24 protein-coding genes are annotated in these 22,593 nt (G+C 71.3%); 10 read left to right on the top strand and 14 right to left on the bottom strand.

Translation table 11 applies throughout. The features are described 5' to 3' along the window. Positions 1–27: 27 nt before the first annotated feature. Positions 28–1,230 (top strand): transposase, encoded by a 1,203-nt coding sequence (locus ABTZ91_RS23530; protein ID WP_352079183.1) that lies wholly within the window; start codon positions 28–30, stop codon positions 1,228–1,230. A gap of 35 nt (positions 1,231–1,265) precedes the next feature. On the opposite strand, the gene ABTZ91_RS23525 is transcribed toward ABTZ91_RS23530, so the two are convergent. Continuing rightward, entirely contained in the window at positions 1,266–2,717 is a 1,452-nt protein-coding gene (locus tag ABTZ91_RS23525; RefSeq protein ID WP_352079182.1) for a menaquinone biosynthesis decarboxylase, read from the bottom strand. An 88-nt stretch (positions 2,718–2,805) separates the two neighbouring features. Here ABTZ91_RS23525 and ABTZ91_RS23520 point away from each other — a divergent pair, with 88 nt between their 5' ends. Together ABTZ91_RS23520 and ABTZ91_RS23515 are read left to right on the top strand one after the other, a co-directional pair. Next, positions 2,806–3,192, top strand: coding sequence for a PLD nuclease N-terminal domain-containing protein (locus ABTZ91_RS23520; protein WP_352079181.1), 387 nt, complete (start codon positions 2,806–2,808; stop codon positions 3,190–3,192). Continuing rightward, positions 3,192–4,088 (top strand): LysR family transcriptional regulator, encoded by an 897-nt coding sequence (locus ABTZ91_RS23515; protein ID WP_352079180.1) that lies wholly within the window; start codon positions 3,192–3,194, stop codon positions 4,086–4,088. The genes ABTZ91_RS23520 and ABTZ91_RS23515 overlap by 1 nt, the downstream gene beginning before the upstream one ends. On the opposite strand, the gene ABTZ91_RS23510 is transcribed toward ABTZ91_RS23515, so the two are convergent. Next, entirely contained in the window at positions 3,979–4,914 is a 936-nt protein-coding gene (locus tag ABTZ91_RS23510; RefSeq protein WP_352079179.1) for a DMT family transporter, read from the bottom strand. The two genes, ABTZ91_RS23515 and ABTZ91_RS23510, sit on opposite strands and share 110 nt — an antisense overlap. 165 nt (positions 4,915–5,079) lie before the next feature. Here ABTZ91_RS23510 and ABTZ91_RS23505 point away from each other — a divergent pair, with 165 nt between their 5' ends. Next, entirely contained in the window at positions 5,080–5,715 is a 636-nt protein-coding gene (locus ABTZ91_RS23505) for an NAD(P)H-dependent oxidoreductase (protein ID WP_352079178.1), read from the top strand. A 38-nt stretch (positions 5,716–5,753) separates the two neighbouring features. Here ABTZ91_RS23505 and ABTZ91_RS23500 read toward each other — a convergent pair whose 3' ends face one another. Beyond that, positions 5,754–6,092 (bottom strand): hypothetical protein, encoded by a 339-nt coding sequence (locus tag ABTZ91_RS23500; RefSeq protein WP_352079177.1) that lies wholly within the window; start codon positions 6,090–6,092, stop codon positions 5,754–5,756. Continuing rightward, positions 6,089–6,316, bottom strand: coding sequence for a hypothetical protein (locus tag ABTZ91_RS23495; RefSeq protein ID WP_352079176.1), 228 nt, complete (start codon positions 6,314–6,316; stop codon positions 6,089–6,091). Before ABTZ91_RS23495 ends, ABTZ91_RS23500 begins: the two co-directional genes overlap by 4 nt. Before the next feature lie 262 nt (positions 6,317–6,578). Here ABTZ91_RS23495 and ABTZ91_RS23490 point away from each other — a divergent pair, with 262 nt between their 5' ends. Then, positions 6,579–6,851 (top strand): GntR family transcriptional regulator, encoded by a 273-nt coding sequence (locus tag ABTZ91_RS23490; protein ID WP_352079175.1) that lies wholly within the window; start codon positions 6,579–6,581, stop codon positions 6,849–6,851. A gap of 7 nt (positions 6,852–6,858) precedes the next feature. Here the strand turns inward: ABTZ91_RS23490 and ABTZ91_RS23485 are convergent, their stop codons facing one another. Together ABTZ91_RS23485 and ABTZ91_RS23480 are read right to left on the bottom strand one after the other, a co-directional pair. Next, positions 6,859–7,713 carry a helix-turn-helix transcriptional regulator gene (locus ABTZ91_RS23485; RefSeq protein ID WP_352079174.1) on the bottom strand — a complete coding sequence of 285 codons (855 nt, stop codon included), beginning with the start codon at positions 7,711–7,713 and terminating at the stop codon, positions 6,859–6,861. Between the two features lie 9 nt (positions 7,714–7,722). After that, positions 7,723–8,478, bottom strand: coding sequence for a DUF6879 family protein (locus ABTZ91_RS23480; RefSeq protein ID WP_352079173.1), 756 nt, complete (start codon positions 8,476–8,478; stop codon positions 7,723–7,725). Between the two features lie 172 nt (positions 8,479–8,650). Between ABTZ91_RS23480 and ABTZ91_RS23475 the strand changes: the two genes are divergently transcribed. The 5 genes from ABTZ91_RS23475 to ABTZ91_RS23455 all read left to right on the top strand — a co-directional run bounded on the left by ABTZ91_RS23475 (position 8,651) and on the right by ABTZ91_RS23455 (position 14,099). After that, positions 8,651–8,923, top strand: a complete 273-nt coding sequence (locus ABTZ91_RS23475) for a hypothetical protein (protein WP_352079172.1) — start codon at positions 8,651–8,653, stop codon at positions 8,921–8,923. An 84-nt stretch (positions 8,924–9,007) separates the two neighbouring features. Further along, positions 9,008–9,460 carry a nucleoside deaminase gene (locus ABTZ91_RS23470; protein WP_352079171.1) on the top strand — a complete coding sequence of 151 codons (453 nt, stop codon included), beginning with the start codon at positions 9,008–9,010 and terminating at the stop codon, positions 9,458–9,460. Continuing rightward, positions 9,453–10,361, top strand: a complete 909-nt coding sequence (locus tag ABTZ91_RS23465) for a 2-oxoglutarate and iron-dependent oxygenase domain-containing protein (RefSeq protein WP_352079170.1) — start codon at positions 9,453–9,455, stop codon at positions 10,359–10,361. Before ABTZ91_RS23470 ends, ABTZ91_RS23465 begins: the two co-directional genes overlap by 8 nt. 113 nt (positions 10,362–10,474) lie before the next feature. Next, on the top strand, positions 10,475–12,547 hold the full coding sequence (locus tag ABTZ91_RS23460; protein WP_352079169.1) for a hypothetical protein: 2,073 nt from the start codon (positions 10,475–10,477) through the stop codon (positions 12,545–12,547). A gap of 4 nt (positions 12,548–12,551) precedes the next feature. Next, the gene (locus tag ABTZ91_RS23455; RefSeq protein WP_352079168.1) at positions 12,552–14,099 is read left to right on the top strand and encodes a hypothetical protein; all 1,548 of its coding nucleotides are present in this window, start codon (positions 12,552–12,554) and stop codon (positions 14,097–14,099) included. Between the two features lie 98 nt (positions 14,100–14,197). Here the strand turns inward: ABTZ91_RS23455 and ABTZ91_RS23450 are convergent, their stop codons facing one another. From ABTZ91_RS23450 to hemL, 8 genes are all read right to left on the bottom strand, one after another. Further along, entirely contained in the window at positions 14,198–14,746 is a 549-nt protein-coding gene (locus ABTZ91_RS23450) for an SRPBCC domain-containing protein (RefSeq protein WP_352079167.1), read from the bottom strand. Positions 14,747–14,839: 93 nt separating this feature from the next. Next, complete coding sequence (ccsB, locus tag ABTZ91_RS23445; RefSeq protein ID WP_352079166.1) at positions 14,840–15,925, bottom strand: c-type cytochrome biogenesis protein CcsB; 1,086 nt, start codon at positions 15,923–15,925, stop codon at positions 14,840–14,842. After that, the gene (locus ABTZ91_RS23440; protein WP_352079165.1) at positions 15,922–17,619 is read right to left on the bottom strand and encodes a cytochrome c biogenesis protein ResB; all 1,698 of its coding nucleotides are present in this window, start codon (positions 17,617–17,619) and stop codon (positions 15,922–15,924) included. Before ABTZ91_RS23440 ends, ccsB begins: the two co-directional genes overlap by 4 nt. Before the next feature lie 11 nt (positions 17,620–17,630). Continuing rightward, positions 17,631–18,368, bottom strand: a complete 738-nt coding sequence (locus ABTZ91_RS23435) for a cytochrome c biogenesis protein CcdA (protein WP_352079164.1) — start codon at positions 18,366–18,368, stop codon at positions 17,631–17,633. A 1-nt stretch (position 18,369) separates the two neighbouring features. Beyond that, a complete protein-coding gene (locus ABTZ91_RS23430) occupies positions 18,370–18,975 on the bottom strand; it encodes a TlpA disulfide reductase family protein (protein ID WP_352079163.1) in 606 nt (201 codons plus the stop codon). Between the two features lie 116 nt (positions 18,976–19,091). After that, on the bottom strand, positions 19,092–20,345 hold the full coding sequence (locus ABTZ91_RS23425) for a hypothetical protein (RefSeq protein WP_352079162.1): 1,254 nt from the start codon (positions 20,343–20,345) through the stop codon (positions 19,092–19,094). 227 nt (positions 20,346–20,572) lie between these two features. Then, entirely contained in the window at positions 20,573–21,283 is a 711-nt protein-coding gene (locus tag ABTZ91_RS23420) for a histidine phosphatase family protein (protein ID WP_352079161.1), read from the bottom strand. After that, positions 21,280–22,587 carry a glutamate-1-semialdehyde 2,1-aminomutase gene (gene hemL, locus ABTZ91_RS23415; RefSeq protein ID WP_352079160.1) on the bottom strand — a complete coding sequence of 436 codons (1,308 nt, stop codon included), beginning with the start codon at positions 22,585–22,587 and terminating at the stop codon, positions 21,280–21,282. The genes ABTZ91_RS23420 and hemL overlap by 4 nt, the downstream gene beginning before the upstream one ends. Between the last annotated feature and the right edge of the window lie 6 nt (positions 22,588–22,593).

Raw genomic sequence — 22,593 nt, 5'->3', positions numbered from 1 at the left:
TCCGCATGCTAGTGGTAGCGTGGTGTCATGATGACACCAGGGGCGGGGAACGGCACCGGGCACGCCCGCTACACCTACCGACTGCGTGTCTCGTCGACCGCCCACTCCGCGCTTCGGGCCGAATGGGACCGCTGCCGGTGGATCTGGAACGAATGCGTCACCCGCTCCAAGAGGGCTCACCGCGACGGGGAGAAGTGCGGCCCCGCCGGGCTGGACAAGATGCTGACCGAGGCCCGGGCCATCACACCGTGGCTGGCTGAAGGCAGTTCGGTGCCGCAACAGCAGCTCATCCGCGACTTCGCCAAGTCCCGCGCGAAGGCCCTGAAGGACATTAAGGACCGCCTGCCGCAACGGCAGCGGGCCGGTATGCCAAAGCCCAAGAAGAAGCGGGAGGCCGACCCCACCCTCAACTACACGCGGCGCGGCTTCCGGCTCAAGGGCGGGCGGCTGCACCTCGCGGGCGGCATCGTCCTGACCGTGGTGTGGTCGCGGGAACTGCCCGCCGATCCGTCCAGCGTGCGCGTGTACCGGAACGGTCTCGGCCACTGGTACGCCTCGTTCGTCGTTCCGGTGGGCGTCCAGCCACTGCCCTCCACCGGCGCGGCGATCGGCGTGGACTGGGGAGTGCGCACGACCGCGACCACGACCAGTGACGCCCATGACCTCCCCCACGCCGAGCACGGCAGGAAGGCCCAGGCCAAGCTGACCCGGTACGACCGGATGATGGCTCGCCGTAAACCCGCCAGGGGTCAGTCGGCTTCGAAGGGCTATCGCGAGGCGAGAAAGCTGCGGGCGAGAACGCACGAGAAGATCGCCCGGCAGCGCGAGGACACGGCCCGCAAGTGGGCCAAGCGCATCGTGACCGATCACGATGTCATCGCCGTGGAGGACTTCCGCCCTAAGTTCCTCGCCAAGTCCACCATGGCCCGCAAGGCCGCCGACGCGGCGATCGGCGCGACCAAGAAAGCTCTGCTGGAGATGGGTCGCAAGCACGGGCGGGACGTCCGTCTGGTGCACCCCGCGCACACCACCATGGACTGCGCGTCGTGCGGAGCGAGAACCAAGCACGCACTTCCTCTTTCGGAACGTATCTACACCTGCACCGCCTGCGGAGCCGTATCCCCCAGGGACAAGAACTCCGCCCGCGTGATGCTCGTCCGGGCTGGTCTGAACCCGGCTGGTGTCGAGGGCACAAGACCTCCGGGAGCGCCGCTCCCGGAGGCAGCCTGAGCCAGGAATCCCCTCCCCTCCGGAGAGGGAAGCAGTCAAAGGCCGTACTCCTTCCAGCGGCGGTCCACGAGCGCCGCCGTCGCCGGGTCGGACTCGACCATGTCGGGCCAGCCGCCGTCGCGGGTGTAGCCCTCCTCGGGGAGCTTCCTCGTCGCGTCGATGCCCATCTTGCCGCCCCAGAACTGCTGGTAGGAGGCGTGGTCGAGGTGGTCGACCGGGCCCTCGGTGATCAGCACGTCACGGGAGTAGTCGACGTTGCCGAGGGCCCGCCAGGACACCTCGTGGTAGTCGTGCACGTCGCAGTCGGCGTCGACGACCACGATCAGCTTCTCCAGCGAGAGCATGTGCGCGCCCCAGATGGCGTTCATGACCTTCTGGGCGTGCTTGGGGTACTTCTTGTCGATCGAGACGATGATGCAGTTGTGGAAGCCGCCGGACTCCGGCAGGTGGTAGTCCACGATGTCCGGCACGATGATCTTCAGCAGCGGCAGGAAGAAGCGCTCCGTGGCCCGGCCCAGCGGCCCGTCCTCGGTCGGCGGGCGGCCGACCACGATCGACTGGAGCAGGGGCCGCCTGCGCATCGTCACGCAGTCGATCGTCAGCGCGGGGAAGGGCTCCTGCGGGGTGTAGAAGCCGGTGTGGTCGCCGAAGGGGCCCTCCGGCAGCATCTCGCCCGGCTCCAGCCAGCCCTCCAGGACGACCTCGGCGTCCGCCGGGACCTGGAGCGGCACGGTCTTGCAGTCGACCATCTCGACCCGCTTGCCCTGCAGGAAGCCCGCGAACAGGTACTCGTCGATGTCCTCCGGCAGCGGCGCCGTCGAGGCGTACGTGACGGCCGGGGGCGCGCCGAAGGCGATGGCGACCGGCAGCTTCTCGCCGCGCCGGGCGGCCACCTGGTAGTGGTTGCGGCTGTCCTTGTGGATCTGCCAGTGCATGCCGATGGTGCGCTTGTCGTGGCGCTGGAGGCGGTAGAGCCCGAGGTTGCGGATGCCGTTCTCGGGGTGCTTGGTGTGGGTGAGACCCAGGTTGAAGAAGGAGCCGCCGTCCTTCGGCCAGGTGAAGAGCGCCGGCAGCGCGTCCAGGTCGACGTCGTCGCCGGTGAGGACGACCTCCTGCACCGGGGCGTCCTTCACCATCTTCGGCGGGACGTGCACCATCGAGCCGAGCTTGCCGAAGGCCTCGCGGACGCCGATGAAGCCCTTGGGGAGCTCGGGCTTCAGCAGACCGGCGACCTTCTCGCTGATCTCGTCGTAGGACTTCAGGCCGAGGGCCTTGAGCAGGCGCCGGTCGGTGCCGAAGACGTTCATCGCCAGGGGCATCGAGGAGCCCTTGACGTTCTCGAAGAGGAGCGCCGGGCCTCCCGCCTTGTTCACCCGGTCGACGATCTCCCCGACCTCCAGGTACGGATCGACTTCGGCCTTGATGCGCTTGAGGTCGCCTTCGCGCTCCAGTGCCCTGAGCAGCGAGCGGAGATCGTCGTAAGCCATAGGGGCAAGTATCGGTCACCCGATAACCTGGAAGCCTCACCGGGGCCGCGTCGAACGGCCCGCCATCGCACTCAGGGGGCCGTCCCACATGCTCAGGGCACTGATGTTCATCCTGCCGCTGGCGCTGGTCATCTACTCGCTGATCGACTGCCTCAACACCCCCGAGGACGAGGTCAAGCACCTGCCGAAGGTCGTCTGGGTCATCATCATCCTGCTGTTCTGGATCGTCGGACCGATCGTCTGGTTCGCCGCCGGCAAGATGCGCAAGGCCCCGGCCGGGGGCCGCACGCCCAGCGAGTGGCACCGCAACCACCGCCACGAGTGGGTCGCCCCCGACGACAACCCCGAGTTCCTGAAGTCGCTCCGTGACGAGAACAAGAAGGACGAGTCGCTCCTGAAGGACTGGGAGGCGGACCTGCGCCGCCGCGAGGAGGAGCTGAAGAAGCGCGAGCAGGACGGCGACAAGGACCAGTGATGGAGCTGCGGCTCCTGGTCACCTTCGAGAAGGTCGCCACGGTCCTGTCCTTCACCCGGGCCGCCGCCGAGCTCGCGTACGCCCAGTCCAGCGTCACCGGCCAGATCCGCACCCTGGAGTCCTCGCTCGGCACCGAGCTCTTCGAACGCCTCGGCTCCCGCATCCGCCTCACCGAGGCCGGTGAGCGGCTGCTGCCGTACGCCCGCCAGATCATCGCCCTGACCGAGGAGGCCAGGGCCGCGGTGGCGGCGGGCGGCGAGGTGGCCGGGACGATCGCCGTGGGCACCATGGAGTCGCTGACCTCCTACCGGCTGCCGCCGCTGCTCGAACTCTTCCACCACCGCTATCCCGGGGTGCGGCTCGCGCTGCGCCCGACGCTGGGCGACGCGACCCGGCAGGCGCTGCGCCAGGGGACGTACGACCTGGGGTTCCTGATGGAGCCGGAGACCGAGCACGAGGGCCTGGAGAGCGAGGTCCTGACCGAGGAGCCGCTGGTCCTGGTCGCCGGGCCGCGCCATCCGCTGGCCGGGCGGACCGGGCTGACCGCCGGTGACCTGGCCGCGGGCGGTCTGGTGGGCACGGAGCCGGGCTGCGCCTACCGGGACCTGTTCGAGACGGAGCTCGCCGCCCATCGGCCGTCCTTCACGGAGTACGGCACGATCGAGGCGAGCAAGCGGGGGGTGGCCGCCGGGCTCGGGATCGCGCTGCTGCCCCGGATCGCCGTCCGCGAGGAGCTGGCGTCCGGGGCGCTGGTGGCGCTGGACTGGGAGCCGCCGTTCACCCTCTTCACGCAGATCGCGTGGCGGCGGGGGAAGCGGCTGCCGGAGCATGTGCGGCTGTTCGTGGAGCAGGCGCGGCGGCTCGTGCAGGAGTCGCCTTTCCCAGAGTCACCTTGAGGCTGGCGAGCACGATCAGCGGGACGCCGAGCGCCTGGACGAGACCGATGTGGTGCCCGTAGACCAGCCAGTCGACGAGCATGGCGACGGCGGGATAGGTGAAGGCGAGGACGGCGATCTTCGCCATGGGCAGCTTCTGGTACGCCGCGTACATCAGGACGTACATCACGCCGGTGTGGAGGAGCCCGAGCCCGGCGAGCCAGCCCCAGCCGGCGCCCAGGCCGGCCACCTCGCCGAAGTCGGCGAAGGGCAGCAGCAGCGGGATGCCGGTGGTGACCTGCACGAGGGCGACCAGATGCGGGCGGACGCCGGTGATCCGCTTGGTGACCAGGGTGGACAGGGCGTAGAGGACGGCGGCGGCGAGCGCGTAGCCGAGCCCGGCGAGGGAGGCGGTGTCGCCGGGGCGCACTCCGGAGACGAGGACGAGCCCGGCGAAGGCGACCACCAGCCACCCCACCTTCGCCGCGGCGATCCGCTCCCTGAGCACCAGCGCCCCGAAGAGCACCAGGAAGAACGGCTGGGTGTGGTAGACGACGGTGGCCAGCGAGATGGAGGTGGCCTCGTACGCCTCGAAGAGGAACACCCAGTTGAAGACGATCAGCGCGCCGCCGAGCGCGGCGAGGCCGAACTTCTTCGGGGTCAGGCCGTGCCCGGTGAAGAAGCCGCGGGCCAGGCTGTAGGCGCCGAGCGCGAGCGCCCCGAAGAGGCAGCGGAAGAACACCACCACGAACGGTGACGCGCCGGACTCTACGACGAAGACGCCGAGGGTGCCGGACAGCACCATGGCGAGGGTCAGTTCGAGGGTTCCCCTGGTCTCGTTTCTCATGCCGACGACGCTACGGAGGCGGGCGGGGGGCGGTCCACGGGCCAGTGGGGCGCCTTGCCGATGGGGGGATCGGGCGGGCCGATGGGGCGGGCACGCCGGCCGGAATACCCCTTGGGGCCGGGGCGGTTGGCACCGGGGAAGCACCCACCGGACGGAGCAGATGACATGACCCTCGACGCCCCGCGCGCCCCGCACGGACCGGACTTCTCGGGCCGTTCCTTCCTCTTCGTCCTCGGCAGCTCCCGCCCGGACGGCAACTCCGAGATCCTGGCCCGCACGGCCGCCGCCGGGCTCCCGGCCGGCGTGCCGCAGCGCTGGGTGGACCTGAACCGCCTTGACCTGCCCGACTTCCAGGACGGCCGGCACGAGGCCGACGGTGCGCCGGCCGGCGCGACCGAGCGGATGCTGCTCGACGCGACGGTGGAGGCCACGGACGTGGTCATCGTCTCGCCGCTGTACTGGTACAGCCTGTCCGCCCAGGCCAAGCGCTATCTGGACTACTGGTCGGGCTGGCTGAACGTGCCGGGCTCCGACTTCAAGCGGCGGATGGCGGGCGGCACGCTGTGGGGCGTGACCGCCCTGGCCCATGAGGAGCACGTCGTCGCGGACGGCCTGGTGACCTCCCTGAGCAATTCGGCGGCGTATCTGCGGATGCGCTTCGGCGGCGTCCTGACGGGCACCGGCTCCCGCCCGGGCCGGGTGCGGGCGGACACGGCGGCGATGGCCCGCGCCGAGCGCTTCTTCCACCAGGAGGCCCCGCTCGCCCGCTTCCCGTACGAGGAGGTCGCCGTCGGCGTGTGAGTGCGCCGACGGCCTGCGCCCGACCGGTCGGTGGCCGGTCAGGAAGGGGGCGCGGGATGGCAGGCGCACCCGCACACCAGATGACGGACGCCCTGTACGCCGGTGTCCTGCGGCACGTGGTCCCGGCAGCGGTCGTGCCGGCCGACGATGCAGCGCGGCGACCGGAACTCCGGCTCGGGCGCGGCCGTCAGAGCGTGGGCCAGCAGGGACACGCTCACCGCGTCGGCGATCTCGGGCGTCACCCACCACGCGTCCCCCGCGCGGTCGCGGTGGGGCCCGTCATGCCCGACGGCGAGCACACAGACCGAGCCCGCGCACACCGCCCGCATCACCTCCACGACGGCGACCACGGGCCGCCGGGCCCCGCAGCGGCTCATCGGGCGGCCCCGGCGTGGATGTTCCGGCGGTCGACATCCACCCCGACCGTCGCGAGCCACAACGCCCGCCGCCGCCTGCGCTGCTCCGCTCGCGCGGAGGCGGCTGCCAGGTAGGGGCGCTCCAACGGCGAACGGGCGCCGTCGAGGAGCAGCGCCTGCTCCCGGGCGTAGGGGGACCGCGGGGCGGGGACGCGGGGGCGGGGCGTGGGGTTCGGTGCCGCCATGGGGCGAGGCCGAGCGACCGGTCGGGGCCGGTGCCTGCCGGTCGGTGGGAGGGTCAGAATGAGCAGCCACATCAGTAGGTGCGCGATAGGGTTCCGCACGTCATCAACTCCGTTGTAGTTGGTGGCCATGCCCCGGGAGGTCTAGCCACCTCGCCGGGGTCTGTGCTGTTCCGAAAAACGTAGACCGCCATGTAGTCCTCTGTATACAAGTACAGAGGGATCCACTCGATCGTGTCAGTGTGCATCGCTCTACGTTGGACACATGAGCGAAACGTCCTCACCGAGTGCGCCCCTGGACCCGCAGAGCGCCACCCCGCTCTACATCCAGCTGGCCGAGATCATCAGCAAGCAGATCGCCTCGGGCGCCCTCGCCCCCGACCGCCCGATCCCGTCCGAGAACCGCCTTGCCGAGGAGTACGGCGTGGCCCGCCTCACGGCCCGGCGCGCCACGCAGGAGCTCCGGGACCGTGGGCTCGTGATCACCGTTCGCGGCAAGGGCTCGTACGTCACGCCCCTCAACGCCGGGAAGGAATAGCTCCCGGTCAGTCCCCGGGACGCATCGAGCGGCGAATGCCGCTGATCACGTTCTGGGCGTCCGCTCCGAACACCGCCGACTCCTTGAGCATGCGCCAGACCCTCAGGTACGTGGCCACGGAATCACCGTCATCGAGCCACAGCTCGGCATGCCAGTCCTCGGCGATCACCAGCCGCTCGTCGAGGACCCAGAAACCGTTCGCGGCGGGAACCTTGAGAGACGCACCGAGCGGTACGATCCCCAGCTGCACGGTGTCCATGCCGATGACTCCGGTGAGCCGATCCAGCTGGCTGACCAGCACGGACGGCGGACATACCCGGGCGTACAACGCGGCCTCCCACACGAGCGCATGGAAGTGCCGACCACTCTCGTACAGCCAGTTCTGCCGCTTCATACGCGCTCGCACCGCCTCGTCGGTGTCTCGCGCGGTGCCCTGAAGGTCGGCGTACCGCAGGAAGACGTGCCGCGCGTAGTCGGCGGTCTGGAGCATGCCCGGGATGACGGCCTCTTCCCACACGTGGATGGTGTGTGCCTGGGCGACAGCCGCGTTCCAGCCGTCCTGCACGGGACGGTGACCGGCGGCGAGCTGGCGCCGCCAGGATCGGATGTGGGACTCGAACCCACGGAGCCTGGCGTCGAGTTCTTCGAAGACCTCGGGCCTGCCGACGGCGCCCGCCCACGCGCGGAGATCGTCGCTGGTCGCCGTCTGCCGTCCGCCCTCCAGCTTGTACACCTTCGAGTGCGGCCAACCGAGCCGCTCGGCAAGCTGCGTACCAGTGAGCCGGCCATTGGGCGCGGCGAAGCGCAGCTCCCGTAGACGCGCGCCCAAAACCTCCCGTGCCTGCTGGTAGTCCGTGCTCACTGGTGACGGTCACTGGCCTTTCGCGCGGAGTCGGGTGGCGAACTCGTCGTACGGCACGGACGCGTGCACCGCGGCGTCGCGGACCTGGCAGTACCTCAGCACCTCGGCGGGCTCCGTGATGACCTCGACGTCGTGGAACACGTCCTCGTCGTCGAAGCGGAGAACGGCCACCAGGCGGCTGTCGAAGATCCAGAAGTCCCCCTCGGGCAGGTGTGCGCGCTCGGCCTCCTCGCGCCACAGGTTCCGCACGTCCTCGCCTGTGGCGGCGTTGCACCGTGCGTAGCTGAGGAGGAACAGCTGTCCCGTGGTCGGCGGATCGTCGACCACGCGTACGCGGCCTACGTACTTGCCCGACTCGGTCTGCCGACGGATGTTCGTGCACCACTCGCTGTCGATGTCCATAGGCGCGGTCCCCGTCCTCAAGAACTCTGCGAACCCCGGGTCCTCGCGATCGGACGCGTAGCCGCGGCGGGTCTCCAAGTGCCATGCGGAGTGCTCGAAGTGGTGGAACAGCTGACCGAACTCGTCCAGAGTGATGATCTTGGGTACGCGCTCCATCGCTTTGGGGCCGTGGTTGACGAGGAGTTCACGCGGTACGGTGACGGCTGCGTCACCGGGGCCGAAGTGCTGCAGCTGGGCGAGGTCATCGGGGTCGGTCACCGGCGTCCCCTGGACGATGATCTCCCCCGAGCCCAGGTCCTCGTGGAGGGCAGGGCATCCACCGTTCTTGCTGTCCGTTCCGTTGAACCGCAGTCGTCGCGCCATGTCGTCTCCTTCGGTGTCGGCGTGGCACCCACAGCATTCACCGCACCGGCAGCACTGATCCACAGTCTGCCCACCCTCCTGTGAGACCACAGGAGAACATCCGGCCAGAGCACGCGAACATCCGAGAACATCACCTGGCCCGCGCCGACGCGCCCTCCCTACGTTGCTCGTCATGGCCGATGCACGTCTTCACCGAGGAACCGCCCTGAACGGAGGACCCGCGATGGGCGAGATGCCGAAGCGGTGCGCCTACTGTCACCTGCCGATCCACGGCGCCTCCCTGCCGATCGGCGACGATGCCGGGAGCGGCGCCCACATCCCCGCGTACTGGCACGCGGACCCGGCGGAGTGCGGCCCCAAGGCGTCGTCCACGGCGCCGCTCGACACGCTGCGGAGCCCTCTGGAGCTCCACATCACGAGGGCCCTGCGCCCACGCTCGTCCTGATCTTCCCGTCCGTGGACAGGGCTCCGCACCCCCGGTCTTTTCCTCAGGCGTGATCCCGGCCCCCCGCCGGGGAACAGTCCCCCCATGGACGACTCCCACGCCCGCCACCTGCTCCGCATCGCCCTCGACGAGGCGCGGGCCGGGCTCGCCGAAGGCGGGATTCCGATCGGCGCCGCGTTGTACGGGGCCGACGGGGGCCTGCTCGGGCGGGGGCGCAACCGGCGGGTGCAGGGCGGGGACCCGTCGGCGCACGCGGAGACGGAGGCGTTCCGGGCGGCCGGGCGGCAGCGCTCGTACCGGGGGACGACGATGGTGACGACCCTGTCCCCGTGCTGGTACTGCTCGGGCCTGGTGCGCCAGTTCGGCATCTCGCGGGTGGTGGTCGGCGAGGCCCGCACCTTCCGCGGCGGGCACGACTGGCTGGCCGCGCACGGGGTCGAGGTGCTGGTGCTCGACGATCCGGAGTGCGCCGCGCTGATGCGGGACTTCGTACGGGAACACCCGGCGCTGTGGAACGAGGACATCGGCGATGACTGAGGCGAGCCTTCCGACGATCGACCTGCGCCGGGACCCGGGCGGACAGCTGCCCGCCGTCGACCGCGCCCTGCGGCAGGCCGGCTTCCTGCTGGTCACCGGGCACGGGGTCTCCCCCGCACTGCGGGCCGAGATCCGCAAGAGCGCCCGGTCCTTCTTCCTCCTGCCCGCCGCCGTGAAGGAGCGGTACGCCGTGAAGGTCGGCGGGCGCGGCTGGCTCGGTCCCGGGGCGGAGGCCAACGGCTACGCGGAGGGCACCGCCACCCCGCCCGACCTGAAGGAGTCCCTGTCCTTCGCGGCGGAGGAGCCCACCGGGGATGCGGCCGTGGACGCCGAGTGGTTCCTGCCGAACACCTGGCCCGCCGAGGTGCCGGAGCTGCGCCCGCTCGTCGAGGAGTACCTGGGCCTGATGCGGACGCTGTCGGACCGGGTCCTGGATGTGCTGGGCCGGGCGCTCGGCGAGGAGGCGGACTTCTTCACCCGGCACACCGGGCACCCCACCTTCGGCTTCAACATCAACTGGTACCCGGGCCGGGAGCGGGTCGGCGACCCGGCGCCGGGCCAGTTCCGCATCGGCCCGCACACCGACTTCGGCACCGTCACGATCCTCGACCGGCAGGCGGGCAGGGGCGGCCTCCAGGTCCACACGGACGCGCACGGCTGGCAGGACGCCCCGTACGACCCGGAGTCCTTCACCGTCAACATCGGCGACCTGATGGCCGGCTGGACCGGCGGCCGCTGGCGCTCGGGCCGCCACCGGGTCCTGCCGCCCCCGGCCGACGCGCCCGCCGAGGAGCTGATGTCGCTGGTCTACTTCTACGAGTGCGACCCCGGGACCACGGTCGACGGCGTCGAGTCCCACGCCTATCTGCGGGAGCGGCTCGCCGCGATCACCGCCGGGTAGCCGCCCGACTTGCCACTGCCTTCCCAAAAGCCTGGCCGAAGCCCAACTCCCCGTCGATAATCCGTTCTTGAGGATGTGACGGGGCACGTCTGGTGGGATGCGGGGGGTAGCGGGTGGAAAGAGTCCTGTACGGCCGCGAGGCGGTGCTCCACCGCACGGGGCTCGCCGCGCGACTGATCGGGCTCGGCGGCGAGGGCCTGGCCCGCGTGCCGTACGAGCACGGCGACGACCCGCCGGTCGTCGTCTTCACCGGCGGGCGCGGGCTCGGCAAGACCGCCCTGCTCAAGCAGCTCCGCAACACCTACAAGGGCGCCACCCCGCTCGCGCTGCTCGACTGCGCGCACATCGAGCCGCCCGCCGACCACGGGCCCGGCTGGACCGAGGTCACCGGCGCCCTCTCCGAACTCGCCGTGCAGCTGTCGCCACGGGTGACCGGCGCGAAGCCCGTGCAGTTCCCGCGGCTCTCGCTCGGTCTGGTCGCCGTCGCCTCCATCGGCTGGACCCAGGAGGACGACGAGCGGGCCCAGCGCGACCTCCAGCGGCTCGGCCCGGTGCTGTCCACCGTCGACGCCACCAAGGGCGCCGCCACCAACTGGGTCACCAAGGTGCTGAGCAAGCTCGCCGCCTCCTTCGCGGAGACCACCGCGCCGCTCGCCGGGCTGCTCGCCGAGGCCACCGTCGAGACCGTCCTCGAAGAGGTCTTCGGCCGGGTCCAGCAGCGCTCCGAGGGCTTCTACGGCAGCTACCGCAACGCCGGCGGCCGCGGCAAGGCCGGACTCCAGCAGCTCGCCGTCGACTTCGAGCAGGGCGGCCGGCGCCGCCAGGAGGCCGAGGACTTCCTCGTCGGCGCGCTCCTGGAGGACCTCGGCCAGGCCTACAAGGGCATCACCCGGGTCGGCACCCGCCGCGGCCGGCCCGTCCTGCTCCTGGACAACGCCCACGGCGAGCTGGGCCGCCGCCTCGTCGAACCGATCCTGCGCGCCCGCCACGACGGCCGGCGCGACAAGGTCGTGGTCCTCGCCACCTCCCGCGTCCGCGAACACGAGGGCCTGCGCCACGCCCACCGGCTGCGGCTGCCCGAGACCGCCCACCGGGCGCCCGCCCCGCGCGGCGCGGACGTCACCTCCGGCATCCTCGCCGTCGAGCTCACCCCGCTCTCCCCCGCCCAGACCCAGGCCGCCTTCGACCGCCTCGACCCCTCCGGCCGCACCCCCGCCGATCTCGCCCGCGGCGTCCACCGGCTCACCGGCGGCCGCCCGCTCGGCGTGATGCTCCTCGCGCAGGCCGCCGCCGAGGCCCCGCGCCCCGCCCGGCCCACCCTCACCCCCGGTGCCCTGCTCGACCTGACCGTGGAGCTCCGCGAGGACTCCCGGCCCGTGCCCGTCGCCCCCGCCCTGCTCGGCACCCTGCTCCCGCAGCCCCGCCTGGAGCCCTTCACCGTCCTGGCCGCCGCCCACGACGAGGAGTCGGCCCGGCTGCTCGCCCGCACCCGCCTGCACACCGAGTCCCGCGACGGCGACATGGCCCTGCTCGTCCGCGACGAGCTGCGCGCCGAGGACTGGCCCGAGGGCCCCGAGCACTTCGTCGCCGACCCGCTGCTGCGCGCCCTGCTGCTGCACCGGCTGCGCTTCGGGGACGCCGACCACCCGCGCCACGCCGCCTGGCGCGCCGTCCACGAGACCCTGCACCGGCACTACGAGCAGACCGCGAACATCCCGTACAGGCTGCACCACGAACTGGCCCTGGGCCGCGTCGAGGACGCCGTGACCCATCTGCGGACCACCTTCCCCGAGCCCGACGTGGTGGGCTGGCTCGGCCGGCTCCGGTTCATCGCCTCCGCCCCCTACCCCCGCGACCCGCACGGCGACGGCGGCCCCGACCCGCGCCGGGCCGTCGCCCTCGGCCGGCACGCGTCCGACCTGCCCGACGGGCTCGACGCCGAGGCGATCGCCCTCCACCTGTCCGTACGGCGCCTGCTGCACGCCGTATGGCTGCTCACCGATCCACTCGCCCTGCCCGACGGCGAGGTGACCGAGAAGCTGGCCCACGAGCTGCGCCAGCTCTCCGGCCGCCACCTGACGGGCAACAGCCCCCTGTGGGACGCGGCCACCCACTGGCCGAGGGACATCCACGCCTGGCGCCGGCCCTCGCTGCCGCCGGGCCGCGACCACGAGGACGGAGTCTGAGCCGATGGCCAACCGGCTGCGCGACAGCATCCACCGCTTGCTCTACACCCCGAGGCGGAAGTTCTTCGCCGCCCTGATCGCCCTCGTCGTGATCGGCGTGCCGCTGGGCTACGGCATCAAGACCTGGACCACACCGGAGGACCGTTCCTGCGCGCCCGGCGTCGAGCGCCCGGCCGGCTCCGCCGAGTGCGTCGGCGTCAACGGCGACGGCTACGCCTTCGGCGTCCCCGAACTCGCCGAGATCGCCGGGCTCATCGGCCGCGAGAACGCCACCCTCAAGGCGGACGAGTACGCCACCGTCGCCGTCCTCCTGCCGCTCACCTCGACCGACCCCGGCATGCGGGTCAAGGTCCTGCACGAGCTGCAGGGCGCCTACGCCCGCCAGTACCGGGCCAACCACGAGTCCAACAGCGAGATGCCCAGGATCCGGCTCGTCCTCGCCAACACCGGCAAGGGCAACGCCCACTGGAAGACCACCGTCGAGCAGCTGAAGACGATGACCGCCGCCCCGCAGCGGCTGCGCGCCGTCACCGGCGTCGCCACCTCCTCCGCGGAGGTGCGGCAGGCCGTCGCCGCCCTCACCGGCGCGGGCATCGCCGTCGTCGGCACCACCATCACCGCCGACGACATCGCCAACGGTCCCGGCCCCGGCCACAACCGCTTCCCCGGCCTCGCCCGCGTCTCCCCCACCAACGGCGACGAGGCCAAGGCCCTCGCGCACTTCGGCGAGGTCGACGCCGCCAAGGCCATCCTCGTCCAGGACACCCGCACCGGCGACCACTACACCGACACCCTCAAGTCGGCCTTCGCCACCTCCCTCAAGGGCGCCCCCTACGAGCCGCAGCTGTTCACCTCGCCGCCCGACCCCACCGAGGAGGGCACCACCGCCAACACGTTCAAGCAGATCACCCACCTCCTCTGCGACACCCGCGCGGAAACGGTCTTCTTCGCCGGCCGCCACACCCAGCTGCGCCAGTTCATCAACGCGCTGGGCGCCCGCGGCTGCGTCGAACGGCACTTCACGGTCCTCACCGGCGACGAGGGCTCCTACCTGGGCGCCGACCGCAAGCTCAACCGCAAGGCCCTCAAGGCCCGGCTGACCGTCCGCTACGCCTCCCTCGCCCACCCCGACGCCTGGCGCCCCGCCCCCGGGCGGCCGGTCCCGGCGACGGGCGGTTCGACGGTCGCGTACGAAACCTTCGTCACCGACATCGCCCGCGCCTCCACGCGGCCGATCGCGCTCGCCGACGGGCAGGCGATCGTCGCGTACGACGCGATGGCGACCGCCGTCCACGCGATCCGCCAGGCCACCCCGGCCGGCGCGGCCCACCCCGAGCTCGCGGACGTCGCCACCCAGTGGCCGCAGGTCAAGGGCTCCCTGCGGGTGCAGGGCGCGAGCGGCTGGATCTGCCTGGACAACTTCGGCAACCCGTACAACAAGGCGGTGCCGATCGTGGAGCTGACCCAGGACGGCAAGCAGCGCTTCGTCGCCCTGGCCTGGCCGGAGGGCGACCCGCCGACGGCGAGCTGCCTGCCGCCGAAGCGGGGCTGAGCGGGCACGTACGGGGCGGGGCCTCTTACACCCGCCGGCCGCCGAAGCAGGGCTGACCGGGCAGGCTCAGGGCGGGGCCTCGTACACCCGCGCTGCCCCTACGGCACCCACTTCGGCCAGGGCGCCTCGTCGCGCGCGTACCGCTCCCGCAGCTCCCGCCGGCGGTCGGCGGACCAGTCGAGCCAGTCCGTCGGCCGCCCGTCCAGCGCGTCCCGCAGCCGTTCCAGGTGCTCGTGCCAGCCCGCCAGCATGTCCAGCCTGGCCTCCCGCGTCCCGCGGAACTCGGCCGTGAAACGCAGCACGGTCGACCCGGCGACGTCCGGGCGGCCCGGTTCCAGGTGGAACCGGATCCGGCCGTGCGGCGGATCGACCGTGTACTCGGCCACGTACTCGGGGTCCCAGGCGGTCACCCGCCCCGAGACGACGGTGTCGCTGTCGAACCAGCGCAGGGTGACCCGCCCGCCCAGGCGCGGCTCCAGCGGGTCGGCGGCGCACAGCCACCGCCGCAGGCCCTCGGGCGTGGCGACGGCGGCCCACACGCGCGCCATCGGGTGCGGCAGCTCGACCACGAACCGCAGCAGGTGCGCGTCGCCGTCGTGGGTCTCGCACCTGCCCCGGGGTATCTCGCTCGTGCCTCCGGCGTGCATACCTCCAGCGTGGCCCGGGGGCCCGCGCCGTGCCAACGCGAGCCGCCGGGAGCGCCCCGCCGCCGGCAGGCCCCCGCCGCCGGGGCTCCCGGCTCACACTCCGGCGTAGGAGTGCTTGCTGCTCACGAAGATGTTCACGCCGTAGTAGTTGAAGAGGAAGCAGCCGAAGGCGATGAGCGCGATGTACGCGGCCTTGCGGCCCTTCCAGCCGGCCGTGGCCCGCGCGTGCAGGTACGCGGCGTAACCGACCCAGGTGATGAAGGACCAGACCTCCTTGGCGTCCCAGCCCCAGTAGCGGCCCCACGCGTCGCCGGCCCAGATCGCGCCCGCGATGATCGTGAAGGTCCACAGCGGGAAGATCGCCGCGTTGACCCGGTAGGCGAACTTGTCGAGGGTGGCGGCGGCGGGCAGCCGCTCCAGGACGGAGCGGGCGAAGGAGCCCGGCTCGCCGCCGGACGCGAGCTTGTTCTCGTACGCGTCCCGGAACAGGTACAGCAGGGTGGCGACGGCGCCCAGGTAGAGGACGGCGCCGCAGAAGATGGCGGTGGAGACGTGGATCCACAGCCAGTACGAGTGCAGGGCGGGGACCAGCTGGTCGCTGTCGGTGTAGAGCCAGGTGGTGGCCACGCCGAGGTCGAGCAGGACGGTCGTCACCAGCGGCAGACCGATCCAGCGGACGTTCTTCTTGAAGAGCAGGAAGCCGAGGTACACGCCGACCGCCACCGTGGAGAAGGTGGTGGAGAACTCGTACATGTTGCCCCAGGGGGCGCGCTGCACGGACAGTGCGCGGGTGACGACGCCGGACGCCTCGACGAGGAAGGCGAGCGCGGTCAGCGAGACGGCGATGCGCCCGTACAGGTCGCCCTTGACGGTGCCGCCGGCCGCGCCGGGGCCGTCCGGGACGTCCCGGGCACCGGCGGCCGAGCGGGTGACGACCTGGGGCTTGTCGAGGACGGCGGTGCCGCCGCCGGCCGTCTTGCCCCGCACGGTCACGGCCGGGGCCGCGGCGGTCGTCGGCTGCGTGAGCGCGGCGGCGGTGCGGCCGACCTTGCTGCGGCTGCCGAGCACCCACTCGGCGATGTGGGCGAAAAAGGCCAGTGTGTAGACGGCCATCGACGAGTAGATGAGCGTGTTGCTCATCTGCGCCAGGCTCTCGTTGGTCGCGGCGGCGAGGATCACTTCTCAGCCCCTTCGGACTCTTCGGCAGGTTCTTCTGCGGGTTCCGGCGCGGTCGGCGCCTCGGTGTGGAGCGTGACCGCGAGCTCGGCCAGCTCCTCGGGCAGCCGGGCGGACTCGCTCCGGCCGAGGCCCGCCATCTCGACGACGGTGACGCCGTCGGCTCCCTTCACGGCCCGCACCCAGATCCGGCGCCGCTGGATGAACAGCGAGGCGGCGAGTCCGGCGATGGCGGCGATCGCGCCCGCGAGGGCGAGTCCGTTGCCGGGCTGCTGGGAGATCTGGAAGCTCGCCCACTCCTTGATCTCCTTCTCGAAGGTGACCGAGCCGGCGCCGTTCGGCAGTGTCATGGTCTCGCCCGGCAGGAGCCGGTTGGCCTTGCCGGTGCCGCCCTCGACGGCGAACTGCTTCATCTTCGAGGTGTCGAGCTGGTACACGTTCTGCGGCAGACCGGAGTCGACGCGCAGGTCGCCGTGGTAGCCGGTGAGCGCCAGGACGGGGAAGTCGAGGGCGGGGAACTGGGAGAACATCGTGCCCTTGCCCGCGCCCGCGAAGGTCGGCACGAAGAACGCCTGGAAGCCCAGCTGCTCCTTCTTGCCGTTCCTGTCGCGGTAGCCGTCCATCACCTTGAGCGCGCCGGTCGAGGTGATGTTGTTGTCGATCGGCAGCAGCGGTACGGGGCCGCTGCTGACCACCTTGCCGCGGCCGTCGCGCACGGTGACGACCGGCGCGTAACCGTGGGCGATCAGATAGACCTTGGAGCCGCCGACCTGGAGCGGCTCGTTGACGCGGATGACGGCCTTCTTGTCCGGGCCGCCGTTCTCGGAGTAGGTGACGGCCGCCTCGAAGGTGCGGGGGGTGCCGCGCTGGGGGCCGTTCTTCTCGTACGTGCCGGTGAAGCTGTCCAGGCTGAAGCTGAACGGGGCCAGCTCGTCGGTGGAGAACTGGGAGCCGGACTTGAAGTCGTCGTACTGGGTGAGCGTGTTGGAGAAGCCGTCGCCCTCGACGATCAGCTTGCCGCCCTCGGACTTGTAGACCTGGCCGACGGCGAAGGCCACGAGGATGACGATCAGCGCGACGTGGAAGAGCAGGTTCCCGGTCTCGCGGAGATAGCCCTTCTCGGCGGCGACGGCGTCACCGGTGACGTGGGCGCGGAAGCGGCGGCCCTTGAGCATCGCGAGCGCCACCTCGCGGACCTGCTCGGGCTCGGTCCTTGTGCGCCAGGTGGTGTACGCGGGCAGCCGGGTGAGCCGCCTCGGGGCGGCCGGCGGGCGGCCGCGGAGCTGGCCGACGAACTGCCAGGTGCGGGGCACGATGCAGCCGATGAGCGAGACGAACAGCAGGATGTAGATCGCGGAGAACCACACCGAGCCGTAGACGTCGAAGAGCTGGAGCTTCTCGTAGATCGGCGTGAGGGTCTCGTGGGCGTCCTTGAACTGCTGCACCTTCAGCTCGTCCGCGCTGGTCTGCGGGATGAGCGAGCCGGGGATCGCGCCGAGGGAGAGCAGGAACAGCAGGATCAGGGCGACCCTCATGGAGGTCAGCTGCCGCCAGAACCAGCGGATCCAGCCGATCGGGCCGAGGGTGGGCCCGCCGATGCCGCTGCCGCCGCCGTCGGGGGTGTCTTCGCGCGGCGCGGTGGACAGCTGCGCGCCGGCCTCGCCGATGTCGTGCGTGTCAGTTTCCGTCTTGCTCATCTCGACAACTCTCAGATCCCCACCGTGAAACCGCTGGACCAGCCCTGCATCGTGGACACCATGCTGTCCCACGCACCTGTGAGGAGCAGAACGCCGGTGAGGATCATCATCCCGCCGCCGATCCGCATCACCCACGCGTAGTGCTTCTTCACCCAGGCGAACGCGCCGAGCGCCTTGCGGAAGGCGACGGCGGTGAGCACGAACGGCAGCCCGAGGCCGAGACAGTACGCGAAGGTGAGCAGCGCGCCGCGGCCGGCGCTGGCCTGCTCGGCGGCGAGCGCCTGCACGGAGGCGAGGGTGGGGCCGATGCACGGGGTCCAGCCGATGCCGAAGAGCGCGCCGAGCACGGGCGCGCCGACCAGGCCGGTGACGGGCTTCCTGTGGAAGCGGAACTCGCGCTGGGTGAACCAGGGCATCAGGCCGAGGAAGAAGACGCCCATGGCGATCATGAGGATGCCGAGGACGGTGGTCAGGACCTCCCGGTGCTCCTGGAGGGTCCAGCCGAAGTAGCCGAACAGGGCGCCGCCGGAGACGAACACGGCGGAGAAGCCGAGCACGAACAGTCCGGCCCCGGCGGCCATCCGGCCGCGCCGGGCCTCGGCGAGGTCGGTGCCGGTGACGCCGGTCACGTAGCTGAGGTAGCCGGGGACCAGGGGCAGGACGCACGGGGAGAAGAAGGAGACGAGTCCTCCGAGCACGGCGATGGGCAGGGCGAGCAGGAGTGCTCCGCTGAAGACCGTCTCGTTCACGTCACTTCTCCGCGAGGAGCGGGTCGATCATGGACTTCAGCTTGGCCTCGTCGAGGGCCATGAGGGAGCGCGCGGCGATCTTGCCGTCCTTGTCGAGGACGATGGTGGAGGGGATGGCCTGGGGCGGCAGGGAGCCCTTGGGGAAGCCCTGAAGGATGATCTTGCCGGCGGGGTCGTAGAGGCTCGGGTACGTGACGCCGTAGTCCGCCTCGAAGTTGATCGCGTCCTGCTTCTTGAAGTCGCGGGTGTTGAGGCCGACGAACTCGACGCCCTTGGCCTTGTACTCCTTGGAGACCTTCGCGAAGTGCGGCGCCTCGGCCCGGCAGGGGCTGCACCAGGAGCCCCAGACGTTGAGGACGACGACCTTGCCCTTGAGGCCGGCAACGTCGAACTGCTTGCCGTCGAGGGTCTCGCCGGCGATCTTCTTCGTGGCGTGGCGTTCGCCCTTGGCGACGGTGGCGATACCGCCCGTGTTGGTCACGAAGTTGGTGTCGCCGCCGCCGCCCGACTTGCCCTTGGAGTCGGAGCTGCAGGCGGTCAGCGCGAGCGCGGCGGCCAGGGTTCCGGCCGTGAGCAGGGCGCGGCGGGGTGCGCGGCTAGGACTCATGTGAAAAGTTTCGCATGGGCGTTTCGCCGATCTTGGGCACCCCCCTACGTGCCCGTAACGCCCCTTGTCAAGATCGGTTAAGCCGACGTGGGGACTCCGGTGCCCGGGCACGGGGGTCAGGCCGGGCGCAGGAAGGCGTTCCAGCCGCCCGCCGGGGACTCGCCGACCCCGAGCGTACGGAGCCTGGCGAGGATCTTCGGGTCCTGGACGTCCAGCCAGTCCACGAACTGGCGGAAGGAGACGAGGCGGACGTCCTTCTTGCCGGCCATGCCCTTGAGGGCCTCCTCGACGGCGTCCATGTAGATGCCGCCGTTCCACTGCTCGAAGTGGTTGCCGATGTAGAAGGGGGCGCGGTTGGACTCGTACGCGCGCCGGAAGCCGGCCAGGTAGGCCTCGGTGGCCTGCTTGCGCCAGCCGGGATAGCGCGAGGGCATGCCCTTGGTCGAGTTCTTCGACTGGTTGGCGAGCATGTTGTAGTCCATCGACAGGACCTCGAAGGAGCGGCCGGGGAAGGGCACGGCCTGCAGCGGCAGGTCCCAGATGCCCTGGCGCTTGACCGGCCAGGTCTGGCGGCCGCCGGGCGAGCTGGCGTCGTAGCGCCAGCCGAGGCGCTTGGCGGTGGGCAGCAGCTTGTCCTGGCCGAGCAGGCAGGGGGTGCGGCCGCCGACGAGCTCCTTGGTGTAGTCGAAGGGCAGCGGGTCGAGGTCGGTCCAGCCGCTGTGCGTCTTCCACTTCGTGACGAAGCCGACGGCCTGGTCGATCTCGTTCTGCCAGTCGGCGGGCGTCCAGTGGGCCACGGAGCCGGAGCCGCCGCAGAAGTGGCCGTTGAAGTGCGTGCCGATCTCGTGGCCGTCGAGCCAGGCCTGGCGGACGTACTTCAGGGTGTCCTTGATGTGGTCGTCGGTGAGGTAGCCGATGTCGGAGGCGCCGACCCGGTTGTTCGGCGGGCGGTAGAGGTGCTTCTTCGACTCCGGCAGGAGATAGATGCCGGAGAGGAAGAAAGTCATCGCCGCGTCGTGGTTCTTGGCGAGTTCGAGGAAGCGCGGGAAGAGACCGTTGCCGACCTCGCCGGCGCCGTCCCAGGAGAAGATCACGAACTGCGGCGGGGTCTGGCCGGGTTCGAGCGGCACGGGGGCGTCGGGCTGGTTCGGCTGCTTGCCGGTGTCGGCGGTGGACCCGTCGCCGATCGGCCGGCCCTCGTCCTGGGTGGGGGTGGCGGGGGCGGTCGGGCGGCCCGTGGCGTCACCGCCCTTGCCGGGTCCGGAAGGTCCCGCCGTGTCCTGGCCGCCACCGTCGCAGGCGGCCAGTCCGAGGGCCGCGGCGGCGCCGACTCCCGCCCCGAGCAGGCTCCTTCGATTGATCCCGCGCATGACATCCCCATTCGCGCTGACACATGACCCGAACGTCATCCAAACCGACAATGAGTGAGATGCGGGGAGGAACACGGAGGTTCCCGGAAATCGCACAGAAATTTCAAGGGGCGGCCGGACGACTCACGATCGTCCGACCGCCCCTGAGGGTCTTCTACTCCCGGTCCGGGCCCGGCGTCTACGCCCCGGACCGGATCCGGCGCCTCCGCCTCGCCGAGCGGGCGCGCCTACGCCCCGAAGGCCTTCGCCCTGCCCTTGACCGGCTTGGCGCCCGCCCGCAGATGCACCGGCACGAGATCCAGGGCCGGCTCGCTGTAGCCGACCGACACGATCCTGTCGCCCTGGTACGTGAACGTGGTCAGCGAGGCCAGCGTGCACTGCCGGCGCCGCGGGTCGTGCCACAGCCGGCGCTTCTCCACGAAGCTGCGCACGATCCAGATCGGCAGCTGGTGGCTCACGCACACCGCCTCGTGGCCGCGGGCCGCGTCCTTCGCCGCGTCCAGCGCGGCCATCATCCGCACCACCTGCTCGATGTACGGCTCGCCCCAGGACGGCCGGAACGGGTTGGTGAGGTGCTTCCAGTTGCCCGGCCTGCGCAGCGCCCCGTCACCGACGCCGAAGGTCTTGCCCTCGAAGACGTTGCCCGCCTCGATGAGCCGCTCGTCGGTGACCAGGTCCAGGCCGTGGGTCTTGGCGATCGGCGCCGCCGTCTCCTGCGCCCGCTCCAGCGGGGAGGCGACGACCCGGGTGATGTCCCGGCCCGCCAGGTGCTCGGCGACCCGGTCGGCCATCTGCCGGCCCAGCTCCGACAGGTGGTAGCCGGAGCGGCGGCCGTAGAGGATGCCGTCCGGGTTGTGCACCTCGCCGTGCCGCATCAGGTGGACGACGGTGATGTCGCCCGCCCCGCCCGCCCCGCTCCCCGTGGCGTTCTCGCTCATGCCGTCGCCTCCGCGGCGGCGCGGGCGGCGGCCGGCAGGGCGGCGGCGATCCGCTCCACGGCCCGCTCGTCGTGCGCGGCCGACACGAACCAGGACTCGAAGGCCGACGGCGGCAGGTAGACGCCGTCCGCCAGCATCGAGTGGAAGAAGGCGTTGAAGCGGAACGCCTCCTGCTTCTTGGCGTCCTCGTAGTCGCGCACCTCGGTGGAGGTGAAGAAGACCGAGAACATGTTGGACGCGGTCTGCAGCCGGTGGGCCACGCCCTCCTTGGCCAGCGCCTCGGTGACCAGGCCCTGGATCTCCTTCGACACGGCGTTCACCCTGTCGTACGCGGCCTCGTCGAGCAGCCGCAGCTGCGCGAGCCCGGCGGCGGTGGCCACCGGGTTCCCGGACAGGGTGCCCGCCTGGTAGACCGGGCCGGCCGGGGCGAGGTGGCCCATCACGTCGGCGCGGCCGCCGAAGGCCGCGGCCGGGAAGCCGCCGCCCATGACCTTGCCGAAGGTCATCAGGTCCGGCTTCACTCCGTCGATGCCGTACCAGCCGGCCCGCGAGGTGCGGAAACCGGTCATCACCTCGTCGGAGATGAAGAGCGCCCCGTTCTTCGCGCAGGCGTCCTTCAGACCCTGGTTGAAGCCCGGCAGCGGCGGGACGACGCCCATGTTGCCCGGCGAGGCCTCGGTGATCACGCAGGCGATCTCGCCCGGGTAGCGGTGGAACGCCTCCTGCACCGCCTGGAGGTCGTTGTACGGCAGCACGATGGTGTCGCCGGCCTGAGCGCCCGTCACGCCGGGCGTGTCCGGAAGCCCGAAGGTCGCCACGCCGGAGCCGGCCGCGGCGAGCAGCGCGTCCACGTGCCCGTGGTAGCAGCCGGCGAACTTGATCACCTTGGCGCGGCCGGTGAAGCCGCGGGCGAGCCGGATCGCCGACATCGTCGCCTCGGTGCCGGAGGAGACCAGACGCACCTGCTCGACCGGCTCGATCCGGGCGACGATCTCCTCGGCGAGCGCGACCTCGCCCTCACCCGGCGTGCCGAAGGAGGTTCCGCGCGCCACGGCCTCCTGCACCGCCGCGGTCACCTCGGGGTGCGCGTGCCCGAGGATCATCGGCCCCCAGGAGCAGACCAGGTCGACGTACTCGCGACCGTCCGCGTCGGTGAGATACGGACCGGTACCGGACACCATGAACCGGGGCGTACCGCCCACGGCCCGGAAGGCTCGCACCGGAGAGTTCACGCCGCCGGGCGTCACAAGGGAGGCGCGGTCGAAAAGCGTCTGTGAGACTGGGGCTTCGTATGAATACGGCACTGTGAT

It is taken from the genome of Streptomyces sp. NPDC126499 (assembly GCF_040302485.1).
Taxonomy (GTDB): Bacteria; Actinomycetota; Actinomycetes; order Streptomycetales; family Streptomycetaceae; genus Streptomyces.
Note: the sequence above shows the minus strand (reverse complement) of the source record. Positions and strands in the feature narration are given on the sequence as shown.